A 20,768-nucleotide genomic window follows, 5' to 3' on the forward strand; every position below is an offset into this window, starting at 1 on the left:
AAAAGTATACAGCCGCAATCTGAGATCAATTCTCCTTGGAGCCAGTCCACTCGTAAAACTCAATTGTTTCTGGAGCGCAACTGTGGCAACTACCGCATTTTTTGCCTACCGTTTTGCGTATCCTTTCCTTGCGAACGAGGCGATCGAGCATCCCCCGCAATACATCGACATCAATGTGGAGATCTTGTTCTAGTTGAGACAAAGATGCATGATGATGCTGGCGCAAATAGCTCTGTAATTCTTGTAAGACCATTATTATCTCCTCATGGCTGGTTCCGCTGCGCGTTGGGCGACAGTGACGGTTCGTAGTTGCTGGCGACGAGAACTAAAGCGTTTCAGCACGACTAACGTAGCAACCATAAACACTAGTAGTCCGATTAGCCAAGCGATCGCTGTCATCGGATGTTGTTGCAGAGTCATCAACTGGTAGTAGAACACGGCAACCCAATACGCTATTCCTGTCGTCCAACAGCTAGAGAAAATCGTCCATCCTAAGTTAGTTTCGCGATATACCGCAGCTGTAGCGGACACACAAGGGAAGTAAAGTAGAACGAACAGGAGAAAGGCGATCGCCGCTGTGGTGCTACCGAATCGCTGTGCCATTTGTCCGTAAGTGCTGTAGTGTACTTCTTGCGCTGCTGCTGCTGCTTTGCGATCGCCACTGGTATCGATAACGCTTATACCCACGGGATCGAGTAATTGATTCGAGAGGTCTGCTAGGTTTTTGGGAATGCTGGCAAACGCTTCACCAATCCCACCCCAAAAACTATATTCTGCCTCTGGCTCCTCCTGACCTGTTTCTTGCTGTGCTAAGTCAGTATAAAGAGCGTCCAGCGTCCCCACCATTACCTCTTTAGCAAATACACCTGTAAAAATACCCACTGTAGCAACCCAGTTTTCTTGTTGCAACCCCATTGGGGTAAATACAGGCGTAACCGTGCGGCTGAAGGCACTGAGAATCGAGTCCTGGCTATCTTGCTTGCCGAAAGAACCGTCTACGCCAACAGAGTTGAGCAAACCCAGAATCACCACCATCGCCACGATCGCTTTCCCTGCACGTTTAATAAAAGCCTTGAGCCGATCCCATGCCCGCAACAGTACTCCGCGTAGAGTTGGGACGTGATATGGTGGCAGTTCCATCACAAAGGGAGCCGCTTGCCCCTTGAGTATCGTATTTTTCAAAACTATTCCGGTAAATACAGCTGCCAAAATTCCCAGAATGTAGAGTAAAAACACGATGTTTTGCCCGTTGGTAGGGAAAAAGGCAGCGGTAAACAGCGCATATACAGGTAGCCTAGCCCCGCAGGACATAAAGGGGTTCATCATAACCGTCATCAGGCGATCGCGCCGATTCTCCAGCGTCCGAGTTGCCATAATCCCTGGAATATTGCAGCCAAACCCCACCATCATCGGCACAAACGATTTACCAGGCAGTCCTACAAATCGCATCAGTCGATCCATGACAAAAGCTGCTCGTGCCATATAGCCAGAGTCTTCCAACAAGGACAGGCAAATAAACAATAACCCAATCTGAGGAATGAACGTCGCCGTGGTTTGGATGCCACCACCCACCCCATCTGCTAGCAGCCCAATCGACCAGCCAGGTGCGTGAATTTGCTCTAGGAAATGGGCGACTCCATCGACAAATACAGTACCAAATGCCAGATCGAAAAAGTCAACGAACGCACCGCCGACGTTGATAGATATTAGGAACATCGCGTACATTACCACCAGAAAAATCGGGATACCCAACCAGCGATTCAGCACCACGCGATCGATCTTGTCAGACTGCGTTTGCTGTACCTGGCGCGTGCGCTGTGTCACTCCTCCGATCAGTTGATGAATCCAGTTATAGCGACTGTCAGCAATTAATAAATCGATGTCATCGCCCAGCGTTTGGTGAATCCGCCGACGATGTTCGACGATCGCTTGCAGCAATGCTTCACTGCTGACCTCTGGTGCTACTCGGTCTTCATATTGCAGTAAATTTAAAGCTACCCAACGCGGTTTCACCTGGCGATCGCGAATATTATCTTCTATCAGTGGAATCAATTCAGTTAACGCCGCTTCAATGACTGCCGGATAAGCGACATAAGTTTTGGGAAGCGATCGCTGCACCAAGGCATTATTGATACTGTCACGCAGTTGTGGCACTCCCCTACCAGTATTGGCACAGATAGGAATAACTGGACAACCCAAGCGTTCCGATAGCAGCGAAGGATTGATGCGAATTTCTCGTTTCTCTGCTAAATCCATCATGTTCAGCGCCACGACGAGCGGCACTCCCATCTCAAGCACTTGTGTTGTCAGGTAAAGGTTGCGCTCTAAATTAGCGGCATCGACAATGTTTATGAATAAATCTGCCTCGTTACAGAGGAGATAGTCTCGCGCTACAAGTTCGTCGAGTCCCGTTGCTGCATCTTCTGCATCCAGCGAGTAGACTCCTGGTAAGTCTACGACAGTAACTTCTAATTGCTGATATCGATAACTACCTTCTTTGCGCTCCACCGTGACCCCAGCCCAATTTCCCACTCGTTGATTGGCTCCAGTCAAGGCATTGAACAAAGTTGTCTTACCGCAGTTAGGGTTGCCGACTATGCCGATTGTTGGTTTGCTCATGGTCAGATGCTCCCGGCAATCTCAACTCGCAAGGCATCAGCTTCATCTTTGCGCAGACTCAGGTGAAAGCCTCGCACTTCAATTTCAGTCGGGTCACCCAACGGTGCGTGGCGCGTGACGACGAATTCAGTTCCTGGAGTGAGTCCCATTGCTAATAATTTTCGTTTGTAAGCGCGGGCTGCGGGTTCGTAGCCAACGACTTGCAGCGTCGAGCCAACGATCGCATCTCGAAGCTTGAGCGAGGATGTACTAGATTGGCTCATCTGGAAATCTCCATCTCTTATAGGGGCGATCGCGACCTGAATGTGACGTGCCATCTCTGCATTCACTCCGATCCGCTGTTCTTGAAGTGCCACAATCGCCGAGCCGCTACCAGTGCGGCTGATAACTTCTAACTGAGTACCAGGCATCAATCCCATTCCGATCAGGTGGCTGTTTGCTTCACCACAATTCAAACCAACAATGCTGACGCGATCGCCAATATTTGTCATTGCCAGAGAAAGAGTTAACCGATCTGGCATGGAATCGACCTCATCAGCTTTTCCGCGATCGCTAGACTCGCAAAAGAAGATAAACTTCTTCCAGTTCGGTCGCTGCCAATTTCGATGCCGAGGATTAATCCGATCGTCTTCGCCATCCATCAGACAATCTCCCGATGAAAACTATTCTGATTGAAAAGTATCATTAAAAAACTGATATATTTGAGAGTTTTTATCAACAATTAAGAATTAAGTTATTGTTATTTGTTCTTAAAAGATGAGCTTTAAAAAAGGAGTAGGGAGGCAAGAGAGCTGCTCTTGAGCTGTAGGGCGTAGACGCGAAGCGGCTTCTCGAAGAATAGCCCTTCTCGGAGAATGGAGGCGCAAGGTTGCTGAGGGAGAAAAACGACTTACGACTTACGAATACCCGACTTACGACTTACCAATTACCAATTACCACCCCTCATTGACAACTGTTCGCCGATCGCGAGTTTCTACTAACTTAATTGCACGGCTGACGCTTTCAGGTAGAATCACGACTAAACTACCATCAGTTGCAGTATCCAAGGCAGTGTTAATTGCTGTAGTTTCGTCGAGGATGGTTTCGTAGTGAAAATCGGGTTTTTCCTCTTCAATGCCTTGACGAATGAGTTCGGCAGCTTCACCACGGGGGCGATCGCGGGTGTCATCATCTTCTTTAACAATAATGCGATCGAAGATTCCTGCTGCTAGTCTACCCAGGTTAAGTAAATCTTCATCGCGGCGATCGCCTGGACCCCCCACTACACCGATCCGTTCTCCCGTATGATGCCGGACAAAATCACCCATTGCTTGATAACTCGCCCCATTATGAGCGTAGTCAATTAAAGCTTGATATTTGCCCAAGTCGAATAAATTCATTCGTCCTGGAGTTTGACTGGTCGATGGTTTAAAGGCAATCAAGGCAGCGCGAATATCCTCGATTTTTACACCTTGCACGAAGGCGGCTAGACTGGCAGCTAAAGCATTGGCGATCGCAAAGTTAGCTTTTCCGCCTAATGTCAGCGGTACGTTTACTGCTTGTTCGATCTGTTCCGACCAATCTTGTTTTCTAAATGTTAAATAACCGTTTTCGTAGACTGCGGCAAGTCCCCCTTGTTGGACATGCGACTGGACGATTTCGCGATCTGGCTGCATGGAGAAATAAGCGATCTGCGCCTTAACCCGCTTTGCCATCGCCGCCACTAAAGGATCGTCAGCATTCAGGACAGCATAACCTTCAGGCATGACTGTTTCTGCAACTACGCTTTTGACATATGCCAAGTCTTCCACTGTATCGATCCCGTCAATTCCTAAATGATCGGCGGCGACATTCAAGACAACACCCACATCGCAAGTCGGAAAGCCCAAACCAGAACGCAAAATTCCGCCCCGCGCCGCTTCCAAAATTGCAACTTCTGTCATCGGGTCTTGCAGAATCAACCTCGCACTGTGGGGACCCGTATTATCCCCTGCTTCCACAAGGCGATCGTCTATATACGTCCCATCGGTAGTCGTGTAGCCAACAATGCGTTTGGTTTGGCGAAACATCTGGGCAGTTAAACGGGTGGTCGTCGTTTTGCCATTAGTTCCTGTAATTGCCACAATCGGAATGCGGCTGGGAGTACCAGGAGGAAACAGCATATTTAAAACTGCTTCCCCACCGGACGCGATAAACCTTGGCTGGGGTGAGTGTGCATCCGAAAACCAGGCGCGGCATTCACTTCAACAACTACACCGCCAACTTCTGCTAAGGGACGGGAAATATCGGGGGTAACAATATCGATGCCAGCAATATCGAGTCCGATGATTTTAGCCACTCTTACCGCTAAATAGATGTTATCAGAGTGAATTTCATCGGTGCGATCGATCGCAATTCCACCCGTACTCAGATTAGCTGTTGCCCGTAAATAGCAGATTTCTCCTTCTCTCAGCACCGTATCCAGGCTATACCTTTGCTGGCGCAGAAGTTCAAAACTGCTACGGTCTAATTCGATCCGCGTCATCACGTTATCGTGTCCCTGTCCTCGGCGCGGATTGCGATTTACCATTTCAATTAGTTCGTTAATCGTAGAACGTCCATCCCCCAGTACATGGGCGGGAACTCGTTCGGCAACAGCAGCAACTTTCCCATCTATAACTAATACGCGGTGGTCGCGTCCCGTGTAGTAACGCTCGACAATGACAGCCCGAGATTTTGAGACTACGCTTGCCGCATCGTAAGCTGCTTCTGCATCTCTCCAGGTATTTATATCCAGCGCCACACCTCTGCCATGATTGCCATCGAGGGGCTTAATTGCCACGGGAAAGCCGCCTACAGCATCGATCGCATTTTCTAACTCGTCAAAATAGCTAATCGTCATGCCACGCGGAACGGGAACCCCTGCATCTTGAAGAATGCGTTTCGTTCCTTCCTTGTCTCCCGCTAGCTCGATACCTAAAATACTAGTGCGATCGCTTTGCGTTGCCTGAATTCGATGCTGGTAGGCTCCATAACCTAACTGAATTAAAAACCTCGCCCCCAATCGCAGCCAAGGAATACCTCTTGCCTCCGCAGCTTTGACAATTGCTTCCGTGCTTGGACCCAGCGCCGCCTCTGCCCCAAGTCTCTGCAAATCTTGCAAATCTTGCCGTAAATCGTCGGGATGATAGCGTCCTTTATCTGCGATACTTTCGCACAATCGCACGGCAGCCCTCGCCGCATAGCGCCCCGCTTCTGGCGCTTGATATTCAAAGATGACGTAATAAACTCCACGAGTTGCAGTCTTTCTAGTACGGCTGAAACTCACGGGCATCCCAGCTAAAGTTTGCAATTCTAACGCCACATGTTCGACGACTTCCTCCATCCACAAACAGCCGTCCTGCAACCGATCTAAAAACTTTTCTCCCAAATCGCACTCGCGATCGCCCAAACTCGGTAATGCCTCAGTCAGCCCCTTTACAAAGCCAGAAATTCTATTCGGTTTGCGATCGCTCAAATCTTGCAAATCGAGACGCACGACGATCAGCTTGTGGTCTTGGATACTCCAATAGTTAGGACCTTGTAACGTCTGAATCTTGAGTATTTTCATCGCAGTTTTTTCGATTGACAACTAGCGATCTGGTCATTACACTATCATTTCTGACTCCACGTTTATCTTCCCATGACTTGCAAGAGAATTGTCAATCATTACTCCTAGCAATTTGCAGTTAATATCAAAGCTACTTAGCGTTCTTCTTCGCGTCTTTGCGTCTACTCTCCGAGAAGCCATTTCGTGTCTTTGCACGACACAAATCTTCTCTATAGCTGTAACTTGGTACAGCTATCAAAATGTATTCCTCATCATTTCCCTGAGAATTAAAGTACTAATTCCCACAAAAATCAGTAACCCTTGATACTAACTTACCTTTATAAAAAGCTACAAAAACTGCGATCGCCAAACCATCCAACTAAGTACGACAACAATCTAAAAGTGATTCTAACTCTGCAACCATTCTAAACGGATTCTTAGCTTGAAAAACAGATGCGATCGCAACTTCGTATGGATTTCTACCCATCTGCCTCACTGCTTTAATTGCTTCTCGGTTAGAAAAACCGCGACCACCTACCAACCAAGCCGCTAAAACATGACCCGTGCGCCCAATACCCCCACTGCAATGCACGACGACTTTCTCGCCCTGTCGGTCGGCTTCCAGTAAAAATGGTAAAATCTTCCCTGTCAGTGTTTCAGGCTCAGCCAGGGTAAAATCTTCAATTGGTGTCCAACAGACTTGTTGAGTGCCAAACTCTTGCGCATAAGTGCCAAGTAAATCTGAGTAGGGAGCGAGTTGCTTTTGGGGAAGCAGACAGCAAACTCGTTTGACATCTTGCCCTTGCATATATTCCAGCCAACCTCGTACTTGTGCTTCTGAATAGCCAGGTCGAGCCGAGCCGAATACAATTGTTTCTTGCTTGGAAGCTGGGGCAAATTTGTACATAGCCACTAGATTAATTTTGCTGTTGCAAAGCTTGAGTGAATACTACTGTTGCATCGTACTGGTCTGGTATATTCAAACAGCGCACCAATAGATCTAAATTTAAGTCAGGTAAAAACTCGCTGCTAAATATTTGCTCGTATCCATCAGAGCGTAGACGGTAAATAAATAATTGTCTACTGCGATAAAACCAGACTTCCGGCACTCCCCAGCGACGATATTTTTCTAATTTGTCTATCCCACCACTAGTAATAACTACCTCAATGGCAATATCTGGAATTTCTTTTTTAGTAACTAGATTATACGACTCATCAGGTTCTCCCCTCACACCTAATTCGCGGCTTCCCAGAGTATAGCTGCCGCAACGGTAAAAGCGAATGCCAATATATCTCAGGTAAGCTTCCAGCAAAAGTCCAACTGTTGATTTATACTCTTCATGCTCCGGCGAAGGTGTCATTATTTCTACAGTTCCATCCAGGTAAGTCAAGCGTACTTTTGTCTCTTCTAATAATGCTGCGATCGCCTCAAATTTCTCCCAGGAAATATCGTACAGCGTCACGCAATTGTCTTGAAGCTGTTGAGTTTGAAACATCTTTTTTCCTCCAAATATCGAGCATGAATCACAAGAGGAACTTTATCGCGGTGGAACAGAAGGACTCGCAGCAGCTTGAGACACCACCTCAGACGATGGCATTCTACTATGGGAAACCCACTTATTCGCGATTGGCATTCGCCAGCCAGTACCAAAAGCGCGATCGGTAATTTTTAAGCCAGGAGGCGCTTGACGACGTTTAAATTCCGCTTTGACGACGAGTTGCACGACGCGATCGACTACAGCCGCATCATGTCCAGCAGCAACAATTTGCGCCGCTGATTGATGCTCTTGAATCAACTTTTGTAAAATATCGTCCAAAGTATCGTAGTCAGGTAGAGAATCTTGGTCTAATTGACCTGGTTTCAACTCTGCGCTGGGGGGTTTGTTAATGACATTTTCGGGAATTGTGGGGAGTCGGGAGTCGGGAGTCGGGAGTCGGAAATTGGTATTTACTCCCTCACTCCTCACTCCTCGCTCCTCGCCCCTCTCATTCAGCCACCGACAAATAGAATAAACGCGGGTTTTGGGAACATCTGCGATCGCGGCTAGTCCTCCATTCATGTCGCCGTAAAGGGTACAGTAACCCACAGCCATTTCTGACTTATTACCAGTAGAAAGCAGGAGATAGCCAAATTTGTTGGCAACCGCCATGAGTAAATTGCCACGAATCCGCGATTGAATGTTTTCCTCAGCAATGCCAAAAGGCGTACCTGCAAACAACGGTTCTAAAGTTTTGTCGTAGCCTTGCATTAACTCTCCAATCGGGATAGTCTGAGTTAGTATGCCCAAATTCTTGCCTAATTCCAAGGCATCATGGACTGAGTGTTCCGAACTGTAGGGAGAAGGCATGAGTACGCCAAGGACATTCTCTTTACCTAACGCTGCAGTGGCGATCGCTGCTACCAGTGATGAATCAATTCCCCCGCTCAAACCGAGTACGACTTTAGAAAAGCCACACTTGCGCGTGTAGTCTCGCACGCCTAAAACAAGTGCCTGCCAAATTTCCTCATCTAGATTTGCAGGCGTTGGAGCAATTTTACTTGGTTGTAAATCTCCTGCTTGCTCGTCGTATTCTACAATTAATAAATCTGTCTCAAACGCCCGCGCGCGGCAAACCATTTCTCCCGCACGATTAAAGCCAACGCTACAACCATCAAAAATCAGGTCGTCATTCGCTCCAACTTGGTTGGTATACAATACCGGAATTTGGTGACGCATAGAGCCATGTTGCAACATTGCTTCTCGTACCTGCTGCTTGTTGGCGCTATAGGGAGAAGCGGATAAATTCACAACCAGATCGACTCCCTGTTGAATTAACTCTTCAATTGGATTAATCGCATAGCTGCGCCTACCCCAGAATTCTTCGTCATTCCATAAGTCTTCGCAGATGGTGACTCCAATTTTGAGTGGTGCGTGATGTGTTGGCGCACAGTTGTGCGCCTCTACAAATCCTTCCAAAACCAGAGAATTAGCCTCCAATCCAGGTTCAAAATAACGGTATTCGTCGAATACGTCGTAGGTGGGTAGGAGGCGCTTGTGAAAGATCTGTTGAATTTTGCCTTTCTGTAGTAGAGCAATACTGTTAAATAATGGCTTACCACCAAAAGCAAGCGATCGCTCGTTGGGTTGAACGCAACCTACCAAAACTGCCATTTGAGATGGTAATTCTTCAGCTAGCCGTTGCAAAGTTGCTCCCATTTGAGAGACAAAACTGGGGTCTAGTAGTAAGTCCCGTGGTGGGTAGCCGCATAAAGATAATTCTGGTGTCAGCAACAACCGCACGCTCTGTTTTTCAGCTTGTTGTGCTGCTGCTAAAATTTGCTGAGCATTTCCATTTAAGTCGCCAATTGTAGGATTAAGTTGAGCGATCGCAATTTTCATAATAATCAGTTATCAGTTATCAATTATCAGTTCATTCCAACTTACGACTTACGACTTACCAGTGAGGAGTCTATATCTTGCAATTTGGCGCAGCCGCTTAATGCCATTGCTAAACTGAGTTCGTCGCGTAAAATTTCAATGACGTGCTGTACTCCTGTCTCACCTGCTACGGCTAAACCCCACAACACGGGACGACCGATCAGAACAGCTTTTGCTCCCAATGCTAGCGCCTTTAAAATGTCAGTACCACGTCTAATCCCACCATCCATTAAGACTTCAGTACGATCGCCTACAGCAGCGACAATTTGAGATACAACGTCAATAGTTGCGATCGCTCCATCGAGTTGTCTGCCACCATGATTTGAGATAATAATTGCCTCAGCGCCAACTTCTACGGCACGTATTGCATCATCTGGACGTAAAATTCCTTTGACAACAAGTGGTAACGGTACGAGCGATCGCAACCATGCTAAATCTGTCCAAGTTACGCCAGGATCGAGTTGTTCGGCAAAATAGGCAAACAAACCCGACTCGCCTTGACGGTGGGGGATATCTAAGTCTTTGGCTTGTAAATTACATAAATTGGCTAATTCCATGCCTTGAGGGAGGACGAATTGATTGCGCGTATCCCTCTCTCGTCTCCCTAGAAATGGCGCATCTACGGTGACGCAAAGCGCCTTTGCACCACACTTATAGGCGTACTCCACCAACGCACGAGTTAAATTGCGATCGCGATGAATATATAACTGAAACCAAGTCTGAGGATTGGCGATCGCGACTTCTGACATACTCTTAGTAGACAGCGTACTCAACACCATCCCAATACCTGAATGAGCTGTCGCCTTTGCTGTAGCAACTTCTCCTGCGGGATCGGCGAGACACTGAAAAGCCATTGGTGCAATCAGGACTGGCGCACTCAAAGATTGCCCTAAAATTGTCGTACTCAAATCTCGTTGACTCACATCCACCAACATGCGTGGATGCAATCGGTAGCGATTGAAAGCAATACGATTCTCCTTCAACGTCACCTCATCCCAAGCACCGCTAGCGTAGTAATCCCAAGCCATTTGAGATAAGCGATTTTGTGCCAGCGTTTCGTATTCAAATAGATTGATTGGGGTGGATGGAATCATAATTACTTCGATTCCCAATGCTTCAATTCTTCTTCGATAAAATAGCCGACTAAATCTCGATAGATCTTTTCAATTGCATCAGGATTTAGCTCGGCTTCTTCCGCCCAAATTCGTCGCTGTTGTAACATGGCATTAAACCGATCTATAGCCTTTACACCATCAGCATCTTTTTTAAATTGAGCCGCTGCTTTCACATAAGTAAATCGCTGACCCAGCAATTCTATAACTTGGCGATCGATCGCATCAATTTCTTGTCGAATCTCATGAATATTTAAACACTCTTCCGGTACTTTCATAAATCAGCTATCAGTTATCAGTGACTAGTGGCTAGTGGCTAGTCGCTAGCCACTCACCCATTACCCATTACCCATTTAAATAAACACCAAAGGTTTATCTTTAAAAGGCGCAAATGCTGTCGCGTCAAATCTGTATAAACTAGCCGGACGACCTGCGCCTCGCGACACTTTAATTCCCGTGTCGCATAAAAAACCTAATTTTAATAACTTGGCTCGAAAGTTAGAATAATCAGAAAAGTTCTCGCCTAAAACTGTGGTATAAAGCTGATATAAATCGCTTAAAGTAAACATTTCCGGCAACACTTCAAATGCGACTGGACTATATTCCAACTTATTTCGCAAACGCCGATGTCCGTATGCCAAAATCTCATTGTGATCGAAAGCTAATTGTGGCACTTCCTTAACGGGATACCAAGCAATCCCACTCACTCCATCGGCAATGAGTTCTGCATCCTCAAATCTGACTAAGGCAAAATAACTCACGGAAAGATATCGAATTCCAAAACTATTAGCTTCCTCGCGCGGATCGCGGTGAGGTCCACCAAACGTATATAACTGTTCTAAATAGAGATTTTTGGCTCTAATTTTTTCTGCCAAAATTCGATAAGCAGCATTTTCTAATGACTCTCCTTGACGCACCAATGTACCAGGTAAACCCCAGTAATTTACAAAAGGTTCCTGATGGCGCATAACTAACAGTACTAAAAGCCGATTTTGAGAAGTATCAACGGAGAAAATAACGCTATCAACTCCAACTTTAAAATCAGCTAAAGGTTGCGAACTTATCGGATCGATAACTTTTCTTTGGGTGCGTCCTGGCATTTGTACAAATGCTGTTGGTGAATGTATGCCTTGACTTTTGGGGTAACGGCTTCTGGATCGCAGCGATCGCGATACGCTGTAGAAGAGACATCTAAACCAGTCAAATCGGCGATCGCAATCTTTGCCCCTAACTCGCGCAAGCGTGCCAAATCCGATTCCTCTATCCCATATCCTGGGCGCGGTATGACTAGTAATTGTACCTGCTGTAATAAATCTTTAATTCGATACCAGCGTGGTAATTGTTCGATTAAATCCGCACCAATAACTAATGTTAGTTCTACCTGTCCCCATTGTTGCGCCTTTTCCACTGTTTCCAGCGTTCGATGGCTGCTCAACTCCTGATAAAACCCAATATTCTGCCGTTGAGGATCGATCTCGGCAATTAACAGTTGCAACATTTGAGCGCGATGTTGTAACGGTGTTTGCTGCGACTTAAACGGGTTATCTGCTGCCCAAACCGCTACGCGATCGTAACGTTCTGCCAGCCAACACAAAATTGCTTGATGTCCTGCTGTCGGTGGATCGGCACTCGTACCAAATAAAGCAATCCTCATTATCTTCCTTCGCTAGCTACAATCCTGCGCGGTTGGTGTTTTGTTGTCTCTGTCAACTCCTGTAAAGCAGCAGAAATTTGCACCTCTACTGTTGTAGGATTATCGAGTTGCCTGCACTGGGTAGGTAGGCTTTCGACTGTCGCCGCCGTTCGTTGGCGAATCTGAGCGATCGCTTCTGGTGGCTGTATGATTTTCCCTCCCTGCATCACCATTTGCAGTAAAGGTTGTTCGCCCGATCGCGGATTTTCCGTTATTAATCCCAGGCGATCGCATTGTACAGACGTTCCATGTAGAGACGTTCCATGTAACGTCTCTACATGGCGAAAAATCTGCTTGCGTCCAGGATAAGTCATTTTGCCGCTTGATTCTTTCATGACTGGAATGCCGTCAATTTCCACCAGCTTGTAGACACCATTCACAGGCGCACCCGTAACCAATCGCGTTCCCAATCCATAACCGTCAATGCAAGCACCACTTGCTTTCAGTCTGGCAATCTCCCACTCGTCTACGTCACCACTGGCGAAGATTGGTACACCAGGGAGGAGCGATCGCACCTGTTGCGATAGAGTTAGCAAATCCCCCGAATCGATTCTCACCCCAGCCAGTTGCATTTTGCCTGACTGAATTGATTCTGCTAAGGATTGAGCGGCGGCGATCGTATCGTAAGTATCAATCAATAGCGGTGCGCCCGGAAAATAGCGATGGAAAGCTGTAAATGCCTCAGCTTCGCTACCTGCTGTAGCTGCAAGTGCCATCACTAACGAATGTGCCATCGTCCCGCTGGGTTTTTGCCCCAGTCGTACCGCTGCTAGTACGTTCGATGTAGCATCTAGTCCTGCTGCTAAAGCTGCGCGGGCTGCCCACAGAGAAGCTTGAGGACTAAATGCCCGGCGTGTCCCAAATTCTAATAGCGTTGCTTCCGCACCCGCAACATCCCGCATTCGAGCAGCGCGTGTAGCTACCAAGGTTTGGTAATTAATAGTATTGAGGAGGTATGTTTCTACTAACTGCGCTTGCCACAAAGGGGCTTCCACTCGTAACAACGGTTCGTGAGGAAATATTGCTGTTCCCTCTGGTACAGCCCATACATCACCCGTAAACTCAGCCTCAGCTAGCAGCGTCCAAAATTGTTTTGGTGCGTGGTGAAACAGTCCCGTAGCCTGCAAAGCTGCAATCTGTTCGGGGCTAAACCTCAGTTTTTCCAGATATTCCAATGCTTGCGCCAAACCCATCGCGATTAAGTAACCAAATCCTTGGGGTAAGCGACGCACTGTCAATTCAAAACTCGCCTGAGATTGTTCCAACCCTTCACCAACATAGCAAGCTGCCATTGTTAGCTGATAAAGATCGGTCAGCAGGCTGTAATCAACCTCTGTCAGCGTCAAGGCTCGATCTTCTCGTTCTTGGAGTATGGTGTTTTCCGCAACGTTCCAGCGTGAACTCGTCATCTCATCGTTCTCTCATGGCAGCGTTGTTTTAATTATAGTAATTTCTACCAAAAATATGTCAAGTCTTTTTGGGCAGTTATTTAGTTGTCAGTCGTTAGGTAATCAGTCGTTACGTAATTGGTAATTGGTAATTGGTAATTGGTAGTTGGTAGTTGGTAGCTGGTTGATGGTTGACGGTTAACTGACAACTGACTAAATATATACCTTTCTTAATGGTGATTTCAGAAGAAATCCAACTGTAGAAAAAGTAATTGTAGAGAGTTTTATTCATATAAAACAAGAATACTGATAAGTTAGCGATCGATGGCGATCGCACGATCGCAAAAGACTTGTTACAATATCTAGCCAATGACTAATGACAGTCATAATAAACTATTTGAGTCGGCTGTATAACGAATTACAAACATCAACAAATAAGTATTGCGATCGATTGCAATAGATTGAGTAACGCTCATAATTAGCCGATAACAAACATAAAATAAGAATTCATACAGCTATCTCATTCATCCTCACTTCTGGAGATGAACTATATGAATATTTCCAAAATGCTAGACAGCGCTGCTCAATATATTATTGAAGCCATGACACGGATTTTTGGTCCTAGCGATGATGCATATCCAGCTATCGGTACGCAGCCTTTTACAGGAGAACCCTATAAACATCGTCGTCACGCTGATTGGTAGACAGCCGATTGAAAGACAACCAATTGAAAGACAGTAGTATTGAAAGACAATAGTAGGGGCGTACTGATGTGCGTCCCTATTTGTATACTTGACCCGCACGACCGCTCCTCTTCCTGGCGCTCAATCTCCTTGTGGATACTCCTGCCATAGATCGGTTAGCTCTCGCAAGCTTTGATGGTTGCCATTACCTAAAATTAGATGATCGAGTATGGGAATACCTAATAATTGCGCTCCCGCTAATAACTGGCGAGTCAATTCAATATCTTGCGAACTCGGTTCGACATTGCCTGAAGGGTGATTGTGAGCCACAATGACTCGCGTTGCTCCTTGACGAATTACCTCGCGGAAAATTTCGCGGGGAGAAGCAAGAGTTTCTGTTGCCGTACCAATTGTTATCACCTTCGTCCCAATCAGACGATTTTTTACATCTAAAAGTAAGACGGCAAAACGCTCCTGCGGTTGCCACATTAAATCTTGACTCAACACCGCCGCCGCTACTGCGGGACTTTCTATTAGTTGACGGTCTAAAGGACGAGACTGAAACACCCGCTTACCCAACTCAACTGCTGCCAAAATGGTTGTTGCTTTAGCAGGACCAATACCATCAATTTGCATCAGTTCTTGAATGCTGACTTCTCGCAACACTGCTAAAGGTTCGCGTTGATTTTTACTCAATTCTTGTAAGATATATTGCCCTAATCCAACCGCGGAAAGTTTTCCTGCTCCTTGCCCCGTACCGAGCAAAATAGCAATTAACTCGGCTGTGGCTAAAATTTGCGCTCCATGAGTTATTAGCCTCTCACGGGGGCGTTCTGTAGTTGGTAAATCGGCAATTCTGAGGCAATAGGTCATAAAGAAAACGATCGCTCGGGCGATCGCAAAGGATAAAACTTCATATTGATAGCTTTTTGTCAACTACCAATCGCTATACTTTTTATTTATCCCCAATTAGTTAAAAAAATCACGATTGAAATCAGTAGATCTCCTGCGTGAATACTTGAATTGTCATCCACACGCGAAGCGAAACATCTGGGAGATTCTTCACTACACTGCGTTGCGTACCCTTCGGAAAGGCTTCGCCCACAGAATGACATCCATGATTTTTTGATTCATGCAGGAGGTCTAGTTATCAGTTAACCGTCAACCAATTACCAACTACCAACTACCAATTACCAATTACCACTAAACAATCCGAGCGGCTTTGAGCATGTGATAGGAAATTAGGAGTTGAGTTAAGGCGAGTGGATAACTTTGCAGTATTTCTCCGGTTGTTCCCACTAACTTACCCAGATCGGGATTGCTATCCGTACTGCAAAATGGGATTAAGGAAGGAATTTCGCTACACAACATTCGTTCTAAGTGAATTACGTCTTCCTTGGTGGCATGACCGTCAATTTCGAGGACATCGACTGGCTTACCCATATCGCGATCGAGTTCTAGGCGAATTGGTGAGGTATAGTTAGCTCGATTAGACTGAATGATTTCGGTAAAACCTGGATGGGGAATGGTCGGACGCAGAACTAGTCTGACGTTCAAATTCTGTTGACTGTTGCTCTCTTCTGCATCTTCGCGCGGTGGGTAAAAACTGACTACAATATCAGACCACTGGCGCTGGGGACGGATAAAAGCTTCAGAATCGGGTTCGCGCTTTTGTAATTCTCCCATGACTTGTTCTGGAGTATAACCGCGCTTCATGGTGTCGCGCTTAACTTTCCAAGTTGCCCGCAGCGATTCGGGTGGCGCAAGGTAAACTTTGACATCATAGCTATCTCTCGCACCCCGGGTAGAATAACCGAGCAAGCCTTCGACGATCACAAATTTATCCGGCTTAATATACTGTGGTGGCTCAAACGTACCTGTGTTGTGACTGTAGACTGGTTTGAGAATTGGCTGTCCCGTTCGCAAGAGAGACAGGTGTTGTTGCATAATATCCAGATAGTTGCAGTCGGGATGTAATGCCGTAATTCCTAGCTCTTTACGTTGGACGCGATCGTAGCGATGGTAATCATCGGTACAAATTACCGTGACATTTTCTTCACCTAGTACCTGAGCAATTCCTTTAGTTAAAGTTGTTTTGCCAGCGGCACTATCACCAACAATACCTAGCACGATTGGACGATTGCTCATGGTGACTCCTACGAAGCTAAAAAGGCTAGCCAAGGTAATTCTTGGATTGGCTTTATTCTAGGCAAGAATGCAGAGCAACTCAACAGTCATTAGGGAGTAGGGAGTAGAGAGCAGGGAGCGCACGAGCAGGGAGTAGGAAGCAATCTATATTAATTCCGAATTCCGTCCGAATTTTGAATTCTTTGAGTGGGTTGATTTGGTGGAATTCGTTCCGTAGAGATTAGGGCATCTATGACAGATTTCACTACGGGAACGGCTGTGGTGGAACCGCGAATTAGTTGACCTTTAGGTACTTTGGTCGGTTCGTCTATGACTGCTAAAATAACGTAGCGCGGAGCATCTACGGGTAAAATACTCACAAAACTAGTAATTTTGGCTGTACTATCGTAGCCACCTCTGGCACTGGCTTTTTGAGCCGTACCCGTTTTACCCGCAATTCGATAACCGGGAATCCGAACACTTTTCCCCGATCCTTGTGTAACCACAGTCTCCATCATTTCTAGTACTGTTTTCGCAACTGAAGGAGAAAACACTTGCTGCGGTGTTGGTAAGGTCGGTTGCCATTGAGGATGACCATTGGCATCGAAGCGCCCTCTAACGACATGAGGAGTGACGAGTTTACCACCATTGGCTAAAGCAGCGTGCAACTGGACGAGCTTAATCGGCGTGAGAGCAAAACCTTGACCGAATGAAGCGGTAGCTGGCTCAATTGGGTAAGTTACAAACTGCTTTTTACTTTTGATTTGACTAGGAGCGACAGCAGCTAAATCTGTAGCGAGAGATTGCCCTATCCCTAATTTTTTCAACCAATCATAGTAGGTAGCTGGAGAAATTCGTTGTGCAATCTGTACCATTCCAACATTACTAGAATGTTGTAAGATGCCAGCGACAGAAAGCTCTTTGTAAGGTTCTGGATCGGCATTTTTAATGATCCTTCCGCCTATTTTTATCGTGTCTGGATCGGGAAAGATTTCATTAGGATGAATTGCTTTTAGCTCCAGCGCGATCGCCACATTCAATGGCTTAAATGTCGATCCTGGTTCGTATAAATCTGAGATTGCCCAATTCCGAAATAACTCAAAATCAAATTTGTAAAATTCATTTGGATCGTAAGATGGTTCGTCCACCATTGCCAAAATGCTGCCGTCTCGCGCATCCATGACAATAACGCTACCCCGCTTCGCCTGCACTGCCTTTAACTGCTTACTGAGAGCTGCTTGAGCTGCACGCTGCAAGCGCAGATCTACAGTCAATTCCAAGCGTGTATCGTCAACCTCGGCAAAGTTATCGGGAACGGAATAACTCATAATTTCATTATTTCCGTCCCTGGACAACGATGGAATTGGTTTGACCAAGCTTTCTAGTTGCTGATTGTGACTCGCTTCTACCCCTGCCTTGCCTTCACGATCCGTATTCACATACCCCACTATGTCTGCTGCTAGAGTGTGTTGCGGATAGAAGCGCGAAAATTGTGGAACTAGCTCAAGACCTCTAACTTTCTTACCATCAATCGTCAAGCTATCGATCTGCTGGAACATTTCTTCAGGGACAACTGAAGTCAAGCGAATTGAATTACTAGGTTGATTGAACCGCTTGACAAGCTGAGCAGGAGAACTCTGGAGTAGGGGTGCTAGCCGGTCGGCAATTTTTTCTTTGGATACATTAAATTGACCGGGACGAGCATATAAGTGATAGACCAACCGATCCATCGCCAGTACATTTTGATTGCAATCTACAACTGGGCGACGGATGACAAACCCAGGCATACTTGTCAACTGCTGTTTGCGTGCTTGTGCAAACAATTTTGGTGCGTGTATGACTTGCAGCCGATACAATTTCATTCCCATTGCTACGCAAGTTCCCATCAGAACACTCCATACAAGTAGCAGCCGCAATAAGGGCAAGCGGTTGCTCTTTTGTTGCTGATTTGAAACTGGCTTTTCTACCGTCCGAGGTTGCTTCAGCCGTTGGCGATGCTGAGGGCGGTTTGCTTGGCTGCGATCGCGGTTTTTAGCAGTACGACGCTGACGACGGGCATCAGAAGAAGGAAAGATAGACATTTTCAGTAATGCGTGGTGAGGGAGCAGGGAGCGCACGAGTCGGGAGTCGGTAGGGGCGGGTTTGGAAACCTGCCCGTAGGGAGTCGGGATAAGAGAGCTGAGGGAGCGAATAACATAAACTCTACACCCTACACTCCACACCCCACACCCTGTTCGCTGATAACTGATAACTGTCTAATAACCGAGTGGCAAAGAAGTCAAACGAGGAGGTTGAGTTGCGGGTGAAATTGGCTTTGGCGCTCTGTTAGTCTGGCTGGCTGGCTCTAGGGCGATCGCCTCAGCAGGGCTAGGATACACGAGTCCCGTTTCTGGTTGCTGTGCTTGCGTTGCTAAATCATTTTTTAGCACTTCATTTTTTTGCATCAATTGCCGTTCTTGTTTTTTTAAGTCTTCTAGTTGGCTGCGCGCTTCTTGCCACGAGCTTTGGGAGTACGCCGACCAGCCATAAGCTACCAGTAATGCAGTCACTAATAGAGCAGTCACAGCCGCACAGCGATTTTGTAAGTGGCGTAAACTAGTCAGCCATACAGGAGCCGAGCGCGAACTACTCAAAGATCTGACGCTCTTAGCATTAGCAGGCACTGGTTTTTGCCGCTGGCGACTGGAAACACGAGTTTTAGGAGCCTTAGCCATAATACTTAGCCATCATACTTTGGGCAGATGAACACCCCAATTCTAATGGCAACTTTCTCTAACAGATACTCTCGTCAACTTTGTTAAAGAAATTTATTCACTGAAGAAGTCGCCAGAGAACATTCTGTCTCCTGTCTCCTGTCTCCTGTCATAAAAGTACTGTATTAATTTCTCACACTCAAAGTTACGTCCAGAGAGGGAAGATATTTGACATCAGGAACGACTTAAATAAAACTTTAATTTTGAGGGTATGGCATCCATGCTTGAAGTATAAGCTTTATATATGAAGCTCTGTGCTGCAAGTAAATAAATTCAACCAATCGTCAAAACCCTCAGTCCAAGCTGTATATCAGCCGTCAACTTAAGCCGCTATAGTTCCGGTAGTGTAAAAAAAGTCAACAAATGCGGTATCGTGATCAAGAGCGGCTCGTTCATTTTTACCGCATTTGGTGAAAGAGGAGTTATGAACAAAAAATTCATCGGTTTAGCTTTAGTTTTCAGCTTATTGGGCGGCTTTTTAGGAGCCTGTGGTGATGCTGGTGGTGGTGGCGGTACTGGTACTAGCCCCTCTCCGGCTGAATCCCCTTCTCCTGCTGCTACCCCCTAATTGCAGCGATCGAGTCAAAAGCTCGCTCTCTATTAATTTTCAAGATCTCCTGCACAGCAACAATTCTCAGCCTTATCTCCCTGTGAAAGCTGCTGTTGTGGGGGAATTTTTTTGGTAGTTGGTGAGTGGCTTAGATTCTTTATCTAGCCACTAGCCACTAGCCACTAGTCACTTAATTCTTATACTCGTACCGCGATCGCCCAGGGAAGCAAAATCTAAACTCTCTCCTGCTTCTAAGGCAGCGCGAATGGCACTTGTGTTTGGTTCGATTGAAGTGGTTGTGAACCGTTCGGGGAGTTGCTGCGGTGAGAGATCTGGTTTAAGGATTAAGGGGGCTTTACCGCCATTTTTGGATAAAGACAGCCGATAACGAGTAGTTTCAATCGTCTTGAGTTGCTGCGACTCAAAAAACCATTTCAATCGCTCTTTTAAGAGTTGCGATCGCCTTTCGTCCGCTCTAGCTAGCTCCATCAGACGTTGCGCTTCTGCTTTTCTCGCCTCAGCACGCGCTTGCATTTCCGAGATCAAAGCCGCGTATCCATCCAACTTGCGATCGCGTTCTGTTCCTAGCTGTTGTAACCATTCGTTGAGGAGTTCTTGTTGTTGGGTGTCGTCTCCAGCTTCATCTAGGATTTCATTTAATCGCTCTAAATCTTCACCAATACTAAAGAGCGATCGCGATCTAGATTGGGGCAAGTTATTTTCAGATGAATTTTTTTCGGCTGAATGAGATGGAGTCACCTTTCAAGTGTCCTAATTCAATTGGTCATGGGTAATTGGTAACGCTCGTGCAAGTCAAAAGTCAAAAGTCAAAAACTCTACACAAATGACTAATGACTGACTACCAATTACCTCTCAT

The 20,768-nt window shown here is 46.4% G+C and carries 19 protein-coding genes and 1 pseudogene; 2 read left to right on the forward strand and 18 right to left on the reverse strand.

Annotation, left to right across the window (positions count from 1 at the left end; all coding sequences use genetic code 11):
• Positions 1 to 25 precede the first annotated feature (25 nt).
• The 13 genes and pseudogenes from M5J74_RS00190 to M5J74_RS00260 all read right to left on the reverse strand — a co-directional run bounded on the left by M5J74_RS00190 (position 26) and on the right by M5J74_RS00260 (position 14,148).
• Positions 26 to 253 carry a FeoC-like transcriptional regulator gene (locus tag M5J74_RS00190; protein WP_015152144.1) on the reverse strand — a complete coding sequence of 76 codons (228 nt, stop codon included), beginning with the start codon at positions 251 to 253 and terminating at the stop codon, positions 26 to 28.
• Between the two features lie 2 nt (positions 254 to 255).
• Entirely contained in the window at positions 256 to 2,619 is a 2,364-nt protein-coding gene (gene feoB, locus M5J74_RS00195; RefSeq protein WP_250014859.1) for a Fe(2+) transporter permease subunit FeoB, read from the reverse strand.
• A gap of 2 nt (positions 2,620 to 2,621) precedes the next feature.
• Complete coding sequence (locus M5J74_RS33065) at positions 2,622 to 3,260, reverse strand: FeoA family protein (RefSeq protein ID WP_106170406.1); 639 nt, start codon at positions 3,258 to 3,260, stop codon at positions 2,622 to 2,624.
• A 291-nt stretch (positions 3,261 to 3,551) separates the two neighbouring features.
• Positions 3,552 to 6,187 (reverse strand): annotated as a pseudogene (cphA, locus tag M5J74_RS33185) (cyanophycin synthetase).
• A 358-nt stretch (positions 6,188 to 6,545) separates the two neighbouring features.
• The gene (locus tag M5J74_RS00220; protein WP_015152148.1) at positions 6,546 to 7,073 is read right to left on the reverse strand and encodes a dual specificity protein phosphatase family protein; all 528 of its coding nucleotides are present in this window, start codon (positions 7,071 to 7,073) and stop codon (positions 6,546 to 6,548) included.
• A 10-nt stretch (positions 7,074 to 7,083) separates the two neighbouring features.
• The gene (locus tag M5J74_RS00225) at positions 7,084 to 7,662 is read right to left on the reverse strand and encodes a Uma2 family endonuclease (RefSeq protein ID WP_015152149.1); all 579 of its coding nucleotides are present in this window, start codon (positions 7,660 to 7,662) and stop codon (positions 7,084 to 7,086) included.
• A 42-nt stretch (positions 7,663 to 7,704) separates the two neighbouring features.
• Positions 7,705 to 9,546 (reverse strand): NAD+ synthase, encoded by a 1,842-nt coding sequence (locus tag M5J74_RS00230; protein WP_250014865.1) that lies wholly within the window; start codon positions 9,544 to 9,546, stop codon positions 7,705 to 7,707.
• 41 nt (positions 9,547 to 9,587) lie between these two features.
• Positions 9,588 to 10,679, reverse strand: a complete 1,092-nt coding sequence (locus M5J74_RS00235; RefSeq protein ID WP_250014867.1) for an alpha-hydroxy acid oxidase — start codon at positions 10,677 to 10,679, stop codon at positions 9,588 to 9,590.
• A gap of 2 nt (positions 10,680 to 10,681) precedes the next feature.
• The gene (locus M5J74_RS00240; RefSeq protein WP_015152152.1) at positions 10,682 to 10,975 is read right to left on the reverse strand and encodes an isochorismate lyase; all 294 of its coding nucleotides are present in this window, start codon (positions 10,973 to 10,975) and stop codon (positions 10,682 to 10,684) included.
• 75 nt (positions 10,976 to 11,050) lie between these two features.
• Entirely contained in the window at positions 11,051 to 11,797 is a 747-nt protein-coding gene (locus M5J74_RS00245; protein WP_015152153.1) for an NUDIX domain-containing protein, read from the reverse strand.
• Positions 11,758 to 12,351 (reverse strand): nicotinate-nucleotide adenylyltransferase, encoded by a 594-nt coding sequence (locus M5J74_RS00250; protein WP_015152154.1) that lies wholly within the window; start codon positions 12,349 to 12,351, stop codon positions 11,758 to 11,760. Before M5J74_RS00250 ends, M5J74_RS00245 begins: the two co-directional genes overlap by 40 nt.
• Positions 12,351 to 13,799 (reverse strand): nicotinate phosphoribosyltransferase, encoded by a 1,449-nt coding sequence (locus M5J74_RS00255; RefSeq protein ID WP_250014869.1) that lies wholly within the window; start codon positions 13,797 to 13,799, stop codon positions 12,351 to 12,353. The genes M5J74_RS00250 and M5J74_RS00255 overlap by 1 nt, the downstream gene beginning before the upstream one ends.
• 109 nt (positions 13,800 to 13,908) lie before the next feature.
• Positions 13,909 to 14,148: a hypothetical protein gene (locus tag M5J74_RS00260; protein WP_250014871.1), complete on the reverse strand. Its 240-nt coding sequence runs from the start codon at positions 14,146 to 14,148 to the stop codon at positions 13,909 to 13,911.
• Positions 14,149 to 14,329: 181 nt separating this feature from the next.
• Between M5J74_RS00260 and M5J74_RS00265 the strand changes: the two genes are divergently transcribed.
• Positions 14,330 to 14,482 carry a hypothetical protein gene (locus M5J74_RS00265; protein WP_015152156.1) on the forward strand — a complete coding sequence of 51 codons (153 nt, stop codon included), beginning with the start codon at positions 14,330 to 14,332 and terminating at the stop codon, positions 14,480 to 14,482.
• 120 nt (positions 14,483 to 14,602) lie between these two features.
• Here the strand turns inward: M5J74_RS00265 and radC are convergent, their stop codons facing one another.
• From radC to M5J74_RS00285, 4 genes are all read right to left on the reverse strand, one after another.
• A complete protein-coding gene (gene radC / locus M5J74_RS00270; protein ID WP_106168716.1) occupies positions 14,603 to 15,334 on the reverse strand; it encodes a DNA repair protein RadC in 732 nt (243 codons plus the stop codon).
• A 330-nt stretch (positions 15,335 to 15,664) separates the two neighbouring features.
• Positions 15,665 to 16,609, reverse strand: coding sequence for a phosphoribulokinase (locus M5J74_RS00275; RefSeq protein ID WP_015152158.1), 945 nt, complete (start codon positions 16,607 to 16,609; stop codon positions 15,665 to 15,667).
• A 149-nt stretch (positions 16,610 to 16,758) separates the two neighbouring features.
• Positions 16,759 to 18,810, reverse strand: a complete 2,052-nt coding sequence (locus M5J74_RS00280) for a penicillin-binding protein 2 (RefSeq protein WP_250014874.1) — start codon at positions 18,808 to 18,810, stop codon at positions 16,759 to 16,761.
• Between the two features lie 33 nt (positions 18,811 to 18,843).
• Positions 18,844 to 19,302, reverse strand: coding sequence for a hypothetical protein (locus M5J74_RS00285; RefSeq protein ID WP_015152160.1), 459 nt, complete (start codon positions 19,300 to 19,302; stop codon positions 18,844 to 18,846).
• A gap of 463 nt (positions 19,303 to 19,765) precedes the next feature.
• Between M5J74_RS00285 and M5J74_RS00290 the strand changes: the two genes are divergently transcribed.
• Positions 19,766 to 19,909: a hypothetical protein gene (locus tag M5J74_RS00290; RefSeq protein WP_015152161.1), complete on the forward strand. Its 144-nt coding sequence runs from the start codon at positions 19,766 to 19,768 to the stop codon at positions 19,907 to 19,909.
• Between the two features lie 168 nt (positions 19,910 to 20,077).
• On the opposite strand, the gene M5J74_RS00295 is transcribed toward M5J74_RS00290, so the two are convergent.
• Positions 20,078 to 20,650, reverse strand: a complete 573-nt coding sequence (locus M5J74_RS00295) for a siphovirus Gp157 family protein (RefSeq protein ID WP_015152162.1) — start codon at positions 20,648 to 20,650, stop codon at positions 20,078 to 20,080.
• Positions 20,651 to 20,768 lie beyond the last annotated feature (118 nt).

The sequence above is a fragment of the Chroococcidiopsis sp. CCNUC1 genome (assembly GCF_023546805.1).
Taxonomy (GTDB): domain Bacteria; phylum Cyanobacteriota; class Cyanobacteriia; order Cyanobacteriales; family Chroococcidiopsidaceae; genus Chroococcidiopsis; species Chroococcidiopsis thermalis.